At 63.7% G+C, this 9,924-nt stretch carries 16 protein-coding genes; all 16 read right to left on the bottom strand.

The genetic code is table 11. The features are described from left to right. Nucleotides 1-45 precede the first annotated feature (45 nt). Nucleotides 46-1,101: a DNA-directed RNA polymerase subunit alpha gene (locus ACQ5J0_RS10805; protein WP_462567486.1), complete on the bottom strand. Its 1,056-nt coding sequence runs from the start codon at nt 1,099-1,101 to the stop codon at nt 46-48. 122 nt (nt 1,102-1,223) lie between these two features. Beyond that, nucleotides 1,224-1,613 carry a 30S ribosomal protein S11 gene (rpsK, locus tag ACQ5J0_RS10800; RefSeq protein WP_462567485.1) on the bottom strand — a complete coding sequence of 130 codons (390 nt, stop codon included), beginning with the start codon at nt 1,611-1,613 and terminating at the stop codon, nt 1,224-1,226. Between the two features lie 63 nt (nt 1,614-1,676). Next, nucleotides 1,677-2,045, bottom strand: a complete 369-nt coding sequence (gene rpsM / locus ACQ5J0_RS10795) for a 30S ribosomal protein S13 (RefSeq protein WP_462567484.1) — start codon at nt 2,043-2,045, stop codon at nt 1,677-1,679. A 296-nt stretch (nt 2,046-2,341) separates the two neighbouring features. Continuing rightward, a complete protein-coding gene (locus tag ACQ5J0_RS10790; protein WP_462567483.1) occupies nt 2,342-3,010 on the bottom strand; it encodes an SRPBCC family protein in 669 nt (222 codons plus the stop codon). An 87-nt stretch (nt 3,011-3,097) separates the two neighbouring features. After that, on the bottom strand, nt 3,098-3,748 hold the full coding sequence (locus ACQ5J0_RS10785; protein WP_462567482.1) for an adenylate kinase: 651 nt from the start codon (nt 3,746-3,748) through the stop codon (nt 3,098-3,100). Nucleotides 3,749-3,780: 32 nt separating this feature from the next. Further along, complete coding sequence (secY, locus tag ACQ5J0_RS10780) at nt 3,781-5,145, bottom strand: preprotein translocase subunit SecY (RefSeq protein ID WP_462567481.1); 1,365 nt, start codon at nt 5,143-5,145, stop codon at nt 3,781-3,783. A gap of 113 nt (nt 5,146-5,258) precedes the next feature. Continuing rightward, complete coding sequence (rplO, locus tag ACQ5J0_RS10775) at nt 5,259-5,795, bottom strand: 50S ribosomal protein L15 (RefSeq protein WP_462567480.1); 537 nt, start codon at nt 5,793-5,795, stop codon at nt 5,259-5,261. A 102-nt stretch (nt 5,796-5,897) separates the two neighbouring features. Then, nucleotides 5,898-6,080, bottom strand: coding sequence for a 50S ribosomal protein L30 (gene rpmD, locus ACQ5J0_RS10770; protein ID WP_462567479.1), 183 nt, complete (start codon nt 6,078-6,080; stop codon nt 5,898-5,900). A gap of 5 nt (nt 6,081-6,085) precedes the next feature. Further along, nucleotides 6,086-6,997, bottom strand: coding sequence for a 30S ribosomal protein S5 (gene rpsE / locus ACQ5J0_RS10765; protein WP_462567478.1), 912 nt, complete (start codon nt 6,995-6,997; stop codon nt 6,086-6,088). Next, nucleotides 6,997-7,341, bottom strand: coding sequence for a 50S ribosomal protein L18 (gene rplR, locus ACQ5J0_RS10760; RefSeq protein WP_462567477.1), 345 nt, complete (start codon nt 7,339-7,341; stop codon nt 6,997-6,999). Before rplR ends, rpsE begins: the two co-directional genes overlap by 1 nt. 1 nt (nt 7,342) lies before the next feature. Further along, a complete protein-coding gene (rplF, locus tag ACQ5J0_RS10755; protein WP_462567476.1) occupies nt 7,343-7,876 on the bottom strand; it encodes a 50S ribosomal protein L6 in 534 nt (177 codons plus the stop codon). After that, a complete protein-coding gene (gene rpsH, locus ACQ5J0_RS10750) occupies nt 7,876-8,271 on the bottom strand; it encodes a 30S ribosomal protein S8 (protein ID WP_462567475.1) in 396 nt (131 codons plus the stop codon). The genes rplF and rpsH overlap by 1 nt, the downstream gene beginning before the upstream one ends. 11 nt (nt 8,272-8,282) lie before the next feature. Next, nucleotides 8,283-8,588: a 30S ribosomal protein S14 gene (gene rpsN / locus ACQ5J0_RS10745; RefSeq protein WP_462567474.1), complete on the bottom strand. Its 306-nt coding sequence runs from the start codon at nt 8,586-8,588 to the stop codon at nt 8,283-8,285. A gap of 28 nt (nt 8,589-8,616) precedes the next feature. After that, entirely contained in the window at nt 8,617-9,195 is a 579-nt protein-coding gene (gene rplE, locus ACQ5J0_RS10740) for a 50S ribosomal protein L5 (RefSeq protein ID WP_462567472.1), read from the bottom strand. After that, nucleotides 9,188-9,508, bottom strand: a complete 321-nt coding sequence (gene rplX, locus ACQ5J0_RS10735; RefSeq protein ID WP_454597130.1) for a 50S ribosomal protein L24 — start codon at nt 9,506-9,508, stop codon at nt 9,188-9,190. The genes rplE and rplX overlap by 8 nt, the downstream gene beginning before the upstream one ends. After that, a complete protein-coding gene (rplN, locus tag ACQ5J0_RS10730) occupies nt 9,508-9,876 on the bottom strand; it encodes a 50S ribosomal protein L14 (protein WP_067608516.1) in 369 nt (122 codons plus the stop codon). The genes rplX and rplN overlap by 1 nt, the downstream gene beginning before the upstream one ends. Nucleotides 9,877-9,924 lie beyond the last annotated feature (48 nt).

Below are 9,924 nucleotides of genomic sequence, written 5' to 3'. Positions count from 1 at the left end.
AGCTCGCAAGGCTTCGTATCCTCTCCCCGCACGGGGACAGGATTATCAGCCCAGCAGTTCCTGTTCGAGCTTCTTGGCCATTTCCTCGATGTTCTCCGGCGGCCAGCCCGGGATGTCCATCCCGAGACGCAGGCCCATGCTGGAGAGCACTTCCTTGATCTCGTTGAGCGACTTGCGGCCGAAATTGGGCGTCCGCAGCATCTCGGCTTCGGTCTTCTGGACCAGATCGCCGATGTAGATGATGTTGTCGTTCTTGAGGCAATTGGCGCTGCGCACCGAGAGCTCCAGCTCGTCGACCTTCTTGAGCAGGTAACGGTTGAGCTGGTTGGTGTCGCTTTCCTGCGGCTCCGCGGCCTGGCCGATCATGGCCGAGCTGGGCTGCGGGACGCCGTCCTCGAAGTGGACGAACAGCGTCAGCTGGTCCTGGAGGATGCGCGCGGCATAGGCCACGGCGTCTTCCGGGGTGACGGTTCCATCGGTTTCGACCGTCAGCGAGAGCTTGTCGTAGTCGAGCTCCTGCCCGACGCGGGCGGCCTCGACCTTGTAGCTCACCTGGCGAACCGGCGAGTAGAGGCTGTCGACCGGGATCAGACCGATCGGCGCGTCGGCCGGACGGTTCTGGACCGCGGGCGAATAGCCCTTACCGATGTCGGCGGTCAGCTCCATGTTGAGCGTGGCGCCCTCGTCGAGATGGCACAGCACGAGGTTCTTGTTCATCACCTCGATATCGCCCGAGACCGCGATGTCGCCGGCCTTGACCTGCGCCGGCCCGGTCATGGAGAGCTGCAGCCGCTTGGGGCCCTCGCCTTCCATCCGCAGCGCGATCTGCTTCACGTTGAGGACGATGTCGGTGACATCCTCGCGCACGCCGGCGAGCGAGGAGAATTCGTGGAGCACGTTCTCGATCTTGATCGAGGTGATCGCCGCGCCCTGGAGCGAGGAGAGCAGCACGCGCCGCAGCGCGTTGCCGAGCGTCAGGCCGAAGCCGCGCTCGAGAGGTTCAGCGACGAAGGTCGTCCTGCGGTTCTTTTCGCCGCCGTCCTTGATTTCGAGGCTGCTGGGTTTCTTGAGTTCCTGCCAGTTCTTGGTGTTGACGGACATGGATTTCCCCTATTTCGCGCTGGGCGGGTTCGGATATGGGCAGGACCGGAAGCTCTGGAAGAGCGCCCGGTCCGTGAGAGATTGTCGGCGGGACCCGTATGGCCCCGCCAGGCAGGCACGGATCAGACGCGGCGACGCTTGGATGGCCGCACGCCGTTATGCGGGATCGGCGTCACGTCGCGGATCGAGGTGATGGTGAAGCCCACCGCAGCCAGACCGCGAAGCGCGCTCTCGCGGCCCGAGCCCGGACCCTTCACTTCGACTTCCAGCGTCCGGACGCCGTGCTCGGCGGCCTTCTTGCCGGCATCGTCGGCAGCGACCTGGGCCGCATAGGGAGTCGACTTGCGGCTCCCCTTGAAGCCCATCGTGCCGGCGCTGGACCAGCTGATCGCGTTGCCCTGGGCATCGGTGATGGTGATCATCGTGTTGTTGAAGCTGGCGTTGATGTGCGCGACGCCGCTGGAAATGTTCTTCTTGTCGCGACGTTTAACTCGGCCGGGTTCGCGTGCCATGTGTGTATTCCTCTATATTCGCGAGAAGGGAAAAGCTGCGGAGGCACAAGGGCCTCGCGCGGCTTACTTCTTCTTGCCGGCGATCGGCTTGGCCTTGCCCTTGCGGGTGCGGGCGTTGGTGTGGGTGCGCTGGCCGCGAACGGGCAGGCCGGTACGATGACGCAGACCGCGATAGGTCCGCAGATCCATCAACCGCTTGATGTTCATCGCGGTGTCGCGGCGAAGGTCGCCTTCGACCTGATGATCCGAATCGATCGTCTCGCGGATGCGCAGCAGCTCCTCGTCGGTGAGGTCCTGCACGCGGCGCGACTGGTCGATGCCAAGCTTCTCGGCGATCTGGACCGCCGTGGTCCGGCCGATTCCGTGAATATAGGTAAGCGCGATAATCACGCGCTTGTTGGTGGGGATGTTGATCCCGGCAATACGTGCCACTTAATACTTCTCCATGCTCCACAGGGGTTTGCGGTTGCCTGACGGGCCGCCCCCTATCTCATCGCTCACTTCACCGACAAATGCACAAACGAACCGGATAGCGCGCATCCAAAGGCTGCCGCCTGCCGGACCCGTCCGATACTGTCGAATGAAGGGCGCGCTTACGTCGATTCGACGCTCGCGTCAACCATCTACCCGCGCGCTGGGGTGCGCAACCGCCCGCGGGGCGGCTGCGTGAGAAAGATCCTATAGCCCGAAGCCGAGCGCTCGTCAAAACACGTAATGCCTGCCCTGCCCTATTCTGCCCGCCCCAGCGCATCGATCTGATCTTCCAGCGAGGCATCGGGTTCGATGCGCGGTTCTGGGTCCGGTGCCGGTATCGCCTCGTCCGGCGCGGCGGAACCACCCGACTCGAGCGCGCCGAGGTGATCGCGCAAGCCCATCAGCTGCTGCGTCATCACCCCGTCCACGGCTCCGGCGATCTGTTCGACCTCGTAGCGCATCGGTCCGCCGACGTTGTATTCCCACAGCACCCTTGTGCCGCCCTCAACTTCCTTGAGCGTGATGGTGAGGATCCCCGTCGCCGGCTCGCCCTGCAGCGGTCCCAGCCCGCCGCGCAGCCGCAGCACGCGCAAGGGGAAGGCCTGGAGCACGGTGGCGTGGTGCGCGCTGCCATCCATGGCGAAGCCCTCCTCGCCATCGTCGCCCGGGAGCTTCTCGCACAGGCAACCGCCCGCCTGCGGTGTGAGCATCATGTTGGCGGCATCGCCCGACCATGTGTGGTCGGAATTCCACCATTCGCCCGGCTTGATCAGCGCAAGCCATACCGCAAGCGGCTCGGCGGCCACTTCGGCGGTGGCGCGGGTGACGAAGCCGTCGTCCGTGGTCGAAACCACTTCTGCGGTAGCGGGTGAAACGGGGATCGCCAGCGCGAGCGCGGCAGCGAGGATAATCCGGTTACGCATCCATCACTCCTTCGCCCCTGGCGATAGGACAGAGCGAACGCGTTGGAAAGCCGATGGTGCGCGCAGGCGTGAACCAGCGCCGCGCCCTCAGCCCTGCGCGAGAATTCCGTCGATCCGGCTGGTCACATCCTCGATACTCGCCATGCCATCGACCCGGCTGACGATCCCGCGGCTTTCGTACCCCGGCAGGATCGGCGCGGTTTCGGCCCGGTAGAGCGCCATGCGCTTGCGCACGGTTTCCTCGTTGTCGTCGGGTCGCCGCTTGAACTCGGTCGAACCGCATTTGTCGCAGGTCCCCGGGTCCTTGGGCAGCTTGAAGATGTCGTGATAGCCCGCTCCGCATTCCGCGCAGGTAAAGCGCCCGATGATGCGTTCGACCAGCGCGTCTTCATCGACTTCGAGTTCGATCACGTGATCGAGCTTGCGGCCGTGGCGGGTGAGGATTTCGTCGAGCATTGCGGCCTGCACCTCGGTGCGCGGGTAGCCGTCGAAGATGGCGCCCATATCGGGACCCATCGCGGTCAATTCTGCATCGATGAGGTCGGAGACGATTTCGTCGTTGACGAGCTCGCCGCGGTCCATGACCGTCTTGGCCTTGATCCCGACTTGCGTCCCCGCCTTGACCGCACCGCGCAGCATGTCGCCGGTCGAAAGCTGGCGCATGCCGTGATGTTCGACAAGGCGCTGCGACTGCGTGCCCTTGCCTGCGCCCGGAGGCCCCAGAAGGATTATGTCCATTCCGTATTATCCCCTTCGACCCCGCGCGCAAGCTAGCGGTTGCGGCCCTTCAACTTGGCCTTCTTGATGAGGTCGCCATACTGATGCGCGAGCAGATGCGACTGGATCTGGCTGATCGTATCGACCGTGACGTTCACGACGATCAGCAGGCTGGTCCCGCCCAGGAACAACGGAATCCCCGTCTGCGCGATCATATATTCGGGGATCACGCAGACCAGCGCCAGGTAGATCGCGCCGACCACGGTGATGCGCGTGAGAACGTAATCGAGATATTCCTCGGTCCGCTTGCCCGGACGGATGCCCGGAATGAACCCGCCGTTCTTCTTGAGATTGTCCGCAGTCTCCTCGGGGTTGAAGACAACCGCGGTGTAGAAGAAGGCGAAGAAGATGATGCCGGCCGCGTAGAGCGTCATGTAGAGCGGCTGACCATGCGCCAAATACTGGTTGAGCGCGATGATGGTGCTGCCGAACCCGCTGTCGGTGTCGACCGAATTGCCGGCGAACTGGCTGATCGTCAGCGGCAGGAGCAGGAGCGAGCTCGCGAAGATCGGCGGGATGACGCCTGCGGTGTTGAGCTTGAGCGGCAAATGCGAGCGGTCCGCCTGCATCATGCCGCGCTGCGTGGCGCGCTTGGGATACTGGATCAGCAATCGCCGCTGCGCGCGTTCGACGAAGGAAATGATCAGAATCAGCACCACCACCATCAGGATGAAGCCGATGATGATCCCAGGCGAGATCGAGCCGGTGCGACCGCCTTCGAACAGGTTCGAGGCAAAGCCCGGGAACTGGGCGACGATGCCCGCCATGATGATCAGCGAGACGCCGTTGCCGATGCCGCGACTGGTTATCTGTTCGCCCAGCCACAGCAGGAACATGGTTCCGCCGACCAGCGAAATGACGACGCCAATGCGGAACGCAATGCCCGGATCGATGACCGCGTTGAGACCGCTCGACGCGCCGAAGCTCTCAAGTCCGGCGGCCAGGAACCAGCCCTGGATCGAACACAGGAACACGGTGCCGTAGCGGGTGTACTGATTGAGCTTCTGGCGCCCCGTGCTGCCCTCTTTCTTGAGCGCGGCCAGCGTCGGATGCAGTGCGCTGGCAAGCTGCACCACGATCGAGGCGGTAATATAGGGCATCACGCCGAGCGCGATCAGGCTCATCCGCTCGAGGCTGCCGCCGGTGAACATGTTGAACATGTCCAGAATGCCACCCTGGGTGGTCTCGGCGAGCTGCGCGAGCACGCGCGGGTTGATACCCGGGAGCGGCACGAAGCTGAGAAAGCGGAAGACGATAAGCGCGCCGATGGTGAACCAGATACGCTGGCGCAGCTCGGTGGCCTTGGAGAAGTTTGCGAGGCTCATCTGGCTCGCAATATTGTCGGCGCGTGATGCCATGGCTTAATTGTCGATCCTAGCGTCTGCGTATGATGGGCGCCGGCCCGTCCCGGCAGACAGGACAGATAGGGAGCGGGGTTCGCAATGTCGAACCCCGCTCCCGATTTTTCCGACTATTCGGAAGCAGCCTTGGCTGCAGCGTGCTTGCCGGTCTTGTTCTCGTTGGGCTTGCCGCTGACGCGCTTGACCTTGACGATCTCGACCGATCCGCCCGCCTTCTCGACCGCTTCGATGGCGCCCTTGGAGGCACCCGCGACCGTCAGCGTGAGCTTGGTGGTCAGTTCGCCCTTGCCGAGCAGGCGCAGGCCGTCCTTGCCGCCGCGCGCGAGGCCAGCGGCCTTGAGCGCTTCGTGGTCGATCGTGCCCTTGGCGTCGAGCTTGCCCGCGTCGATGAACTTCTGGATCATCCCGATGTTCACTTCGGAAAAGTCCTTGGCGAAGGGGTTGTTGAACCCGCGCTTCGGCAGACGCATGTGGAGCGGCATCTGGCCGCCCTCGAAGCCCTTCACGGCAACGCCCGAACGGCTCTTCTGGCCCTTCTGGCCGCGCCCGCCGGTCTTGCCCTTGCCCGAGCCGATGCCGCGTCCGATGCGCATCCGGCTCTTGCGGGCGCCGGGATTGTCGCGGATTTCGTTGAGTTTGAAAGTCATGGGTGCACTCGCTTTCGCTTTGTTCGCGCTGATTGTGTCTCGATCTCCGCCGGATGCGGAAACGAGGATCGGCCCCCCGCACCGGCGGGGGGCCGACGGGTCTTAGATGACCTCGACCATGTGCGGCAATTTTGCAATCGCACCGCGCACTTCGGGGGTGTCCTCGATCTCGACGGTCCTGTGCATCTTGCCCAGGCCCAGACCGGTGAGGATCTTCTTCTGGCTCTCGGGCCGCCGGATGGGCGAACCGATCTGCCGGATCGTAATCGTCTTGTTCTTTGCCATCTGTCTTACTCCGCGACCGCTGCGGCGTCGGCTTGCGCCTCGGCTTCGCTGCTACCACCGCGGCCGAGCAGATCGGCGACCTTCTTGCCGCGACGCTGGGCCACCGACTTCGGCGAAGTCTGGTTCACCAGCGCATCGAAAGTGGCGCGGATCATGTTGTAGGGGTTGGACGAGCCGACCGACTTGGTCACCACGTCGGCAACGCCAAGGCTTTCGAACACGGCGCGCATCGGACCACCGGCAATGATGCCGGTACCCGCGGGTGCCGAACGAACATTGACCTTGCCCGCACCGAACCGGCCCTTGCCGTCATGGTGCAGCGTGCGGCCTTCCTTGAGCGGGACGCGGATCATCTTCTTGCGCGCAGCCGCGGTCGCCTTGGAAATGGCTTCCGGCACTTCGCGCGCCTTGCCATGGCCGAAGCCGACCCGGCCTGAACCGTCGCCGACCACGACCAGAGCGGCGAAGCCGAAGCGCTTACCACCCTTCACGGTCTTGGAGACGCGGTTGATGTGGACCAGCTTCTCGATGATGCCGTCGTCTTCTTGCTCGCGTCCACCGCCGCGACGGTTGTTGTCACGGCCGCCACCGGGGCCACCGCGACCGCGATTGCCGCCGCCGGGGCCACCCGGGCCACCGCGACCACCGCCGCCGGGCCCGCCGCGTCCGCGACCGGCATTCTGGCGCTCGCGTGGTTGCCCTTCGGCGCCTTGTGCCGGCGACTGATTGGCGGCAGCCTCGGAAGGCGTGTCGGCGATTGCCGGCTCTTCCTTGACGACCGCATGCTCGGTCTCGGCCTTGGCAGGCTGGTCGATCTCGACCGGCTTGGCTTCGGACTTGGTTTCCGTCGCCGCGGCCTCGGCTTCGGGAGCCTTGGTTTCGGGGGTCTCTGCGGATTTGTTGTCGTCAGCCATCATCAGAACTCCAGCCCGCCTTCGCGAGCGGCGTCGGCCAGCGCTTTCACGCGGCCGTGGAACAGGAAGCCGCCGCGATCGAACACGACGGTGGTGACGCCGGCCTTCTTGGCGGCGGCGGCGATGTCCTTGCCGACCGTCTTGGCGGCATCGATATTGGCACCGGAATTCTCCGCCCCGAGCGTCGATGCGGCGGCGACGGTCTTGCCGGCCGCGTCATCGATGATCTGCGCGTAGATGTGCTTGCCGGTGCGGTGCACGGACAGTCGCGGCTTGCCGCTCGCACGGCTCTTGAGAGCGGTGCGGACACGCTGGCGGCGGCGTTCGAAAAGGGAAAGTTTGGCCATGTTACTTCTTCTTCCCTTCCTTGCGGAAGACGTACTCGCCCTGGTACTTGATACCCTTGCCCTTGTAGGGTTCGGGCTTGCGCCAGCGGCGGATTTCAGCGGCGAACTGGCCAACAGACTGCTTGTCGATGCCCGAGATGATCACGGTCGTTTGATCGGGGGTGGCGACATCGAGGCCTTCGGGAATGTCGAGATCGACATCGTGGCTGTAGCCGAGCTGAAGCTTGAGCTTCCGGCCCTGCGCCGCAGCACGATAGCCGACACCGGTGATTACCAGCGTCTTGGCAAACCCGACAGTGACGCCCTCGACCAGATTGGAGACCAGCGTACGCTGCAGACCCCAGAAGGACCGTGCCTCCTTGGTGTCGTTGGCCGGGTTCACCTGGATCTCGTCGCCTTCGACCTTGTAGGCGATGTGGTCCGACAGGTGCAGGGTCAGCGTGCCCTTGGGGCCTTTGACGCTCAGCACGTTGCCATCGATGTTGGCGGTCACCCCGGAGGGGATCGCGACCGGTCGTTTACCGATGCGGCTCATCAGTATACCTCCGCCAGCACTTCGCCACCGACGTTCTCGGTCCGCGCTTCCGCATCGGAAAGCACGCCGCGAGGCGTCGAGACGATGGTGATGCCAAGGCCGTTGCGCACCGTCGGAAGTTCCTTGGAACCCGAATAGACGCGGCGGCCGGGCTTCGAAACGCGCGAGACGTGCTTGATAGCCGGCTCGCCTTCGAAATATTTCAGTTCGATCCGCAGCGCCTTGTGCTTGCCGGTCGAGTCCTCGGAGAAGCCACGGATGTAGCCCTCGCGCTGGAGCACTTCCAGTACGTTCGCGCGCAGCTTGGACGCGGGCGAAAGGACGGAATCCTTCTTCGCCTGCTGGCCGTTGCGGATACGGGTGAGCATGTCACCCAGGGGATCGGTCATTGCCATCGTCTAGTTCCTCACCAGCTCGACTTGGTCAGGCCGGGAATCAGGCCCTTATTGCCCAGATTCCGCAGCTCGATCCGGTTGACGCCGAACTTGCGGTAATAGCCGCGGGGGCGGCCGGTGGTCGCACAGCGATTGCGCACGCGGGTCGGATTCGCATTACGCGGAATCTCGGCCATCTTCAGGCGTGCCATCAACCGGTCGCTTTCGTCGGCAGAAGTGTCGTCAGCAATCGCCTTCAGCTTTTCATACTTAGCGGCATACTGCTTGACGAGCTTCTTGCGACGCTCGTTCTTGTTGATCGAACTCAGTTTCGCCATTGGACTTAAGTTCCTCTTCTAGCGGCCCTCAGGCGGCTTCTTTCTGCTCGGCCATCAGGCCAATGAACGGGAAGCCGAACAGGCGCAGCAATTCGCGCGCTTCGTCGTCGGTCTTCGCCGTGGTGGTTACGATGATGTCCATGCCCCGGACCTTCTCGATCTTGTCGTAGCTGATCTCGGGGAAAACGATCTGTTCCTTCAGGCCCATCGCGTAATTGCCGCGCCCGTCGAAGCTCTTCGGGTTGAGACCACGAAAATCTCGAATGCGGGGCATGGCGATGGTCACAAGACGATCGACGAACTCGAACATCCGCTCGCGGCGCAGGGTTACCTTGCACCCGATCGGCATGCCTTCGCGCAGCTTGAACTGGGCGATCGACTTCTTGGCGATGGTGATGACCGGCTTCTGGCCGGCGATCAGCGCCATTTCGTCGGCGGCGGTCTGAACCTTCTTCTTGTCCTGGCTGGCTTCGCCCACGCCCATGTTGAGCGTGATCTTGTCCAGACGCGGAACTTCGAGACGGTTCTTGTAGCCGAATTTCTCGGTCATCGCCTTGACGATCTCGTCGTCGTAGCGCTGCCTCATGCGAGGGGTATAATCAGCCATCGATGGTCTCCCCGGACTTGACGGCGACGCGCACCTTCTTGCCGTCCTGCTGTTCGAAACGGACGCGGGTGGGCTTGCCGTCCTTGGGGTCGGCCAGGGCCACCTTGCAGATCGGCATCGCGGCTGCGAAGCGGTCGATCCCGCCCTGCGGGTTGGCCTGGTCGGGCTTGCGGTGACGGGTGGCGATATTGACGCCGTCCACGATCAGCTTGCCTTCCTTGGGCATTACCTTGGAGACGGTGCCGGTCTGGCCCTTGTCCTTGCCGGACAGCACCACGACCTTGTCGCCCTTCTTGATCTTTGCGGCGGCCATTACAGCACCTCCGGCGCGAGCGAGATGATCTTCATGAAGCCGCGGCCGCGCAGTTCGCGCACCACCGGGCCGAAGATACGGGTGCCGATCGGCTCTTCGCTCTTGTTCACGAGCACGGCGGCATTGCTGTCGAAGCGGATGACGCTGCCGTCGGGACGACGGACGTCCTTACGGGTCCGCACGATCACGGCGCGATGGACGTCGCCCTTCTTGACCTTGGCGCGCGGCTGGGCTTCCTTGACGGAAACCACGATGACATCGCCGACGCTCGCGGTACGACGCTTCGACCCGCCCAGCACCTTGATGCACTGGACGCGCTTGGCGCCGCTGTTGTCCGCGACGTCGAGATTGGACTGCATCTGGATCATAGATCCGTCTTCCTTCTCATTGGCTTGCCGGAACCAGTCCGGCAGTTC

The sequence above is a fragment of the Qipengyuania sp. SM2512 genome (genome assembly GCF_054954005.1).
This window is presented reverse-complemented; position numbering and strand designations above follow the sequence as displayed.

Bases quoted from the DNA above. Each gene is read 5' to 3' on its own strand.
- ACQ5J0_RS10805 (WP_462567486.1), bottom strand. From the start codon at position 1,101: ATGTCCGTCAACACCAAGAACTGGCAGGAACTCAAGAAACCCAGCAGC.
- rpsK (WP_462567485.1), bottom strand. From the start codon at position 1,613: ATGGCACGCGAACCCGGCCGAGTTAAACGTCGCGACAAGAAGAACATT.
- ACQ5J0_RS10790 (WP_462567483.1), bottom strand. From the start codon at position 3,010: ATGCGTAACCGGATTATCCTCGCTGCCGCGCTCGCGCTGGCGATCCCC.
- ACQ5J0_RS10785 (WP_462567482.1), bottom strand. From the start codon at position 3,748: ATGGACATAATCCTTCTGGGGCCTCCGGGCGCAGGCAAGGGCACGCAG.
- secY (WP_462567481.1), bottom strand. From the start codon at position 5,145: ATGGCATCACGCGCCGACAATATTGCGAGCCAGATGAGCCTCGCAAAC.
- rplO (WP_462567480.1), bottom strand. From the start codon at position 5,795: ATGACTTTCAAACTCAACGAAATCCGCGACAATCCCGGCGCCCGCAAG.
- rpmD (WP_462567479.1), bottom strand. From the start codon at position 6,080: ATGGCAAAGAACAAGACGATTACGATCCGGCAGATCGGTTCGCCCATC.
- rpsE (WP_462567478.1), bottom strand. From the start codon at position 6,997: ATGATGGCTGACGACAACAAATCCGCAGAGACCCCCGAAACCAAGGCT.
- rplR (WP_462567477.1), bottom strand. From the start codon at position 7,341: ATGGCCAAACTTTCCCTTTTCGAACGCCGCCGCCAGCGTGTCCGCACC.
- rplF (WP_462567476.1), bottom strand. From the start codon at position 7,876: ATGAGCCGCATCGGTAAACGACCGGTCGCGATCCCCTCCGGGGTGACC.
- rpsH (WP_462567475.1), bottom strand. From the start codon at position 8,271: ATGGCAATGACCGATCCCCTGGGTGACATGCTCACCCGTATCCGCAAC.
- rpsN (WP_462567474.1), bottom strand. From the start codon at position 8,588: ATGGCGAAACTGAGTTCGATCAACAAGAACGAGCGTCGCAAGAAGCTC.
- rplE (WP_462567472.1), bottom strand. From the start codon at position 9,195: ATGGCTGATTATACCCCTCGCATGAGGCAGCGCTACGACGACGAGATC.
- rplX (WP_454597130.1), bottom strand. From the start codon at position 9,508: ATGGCCGCCGCAAAGATCAAGAAGGGCGACAAGGTCGTGGTGCTGTCC.
- rplN (WP_067608516.1), bottom strand. From the start codon at position 9,876: ATGATCCAGATGCAGTCCAATCTCGACGTCGCGGACAACAGCGGCGCC.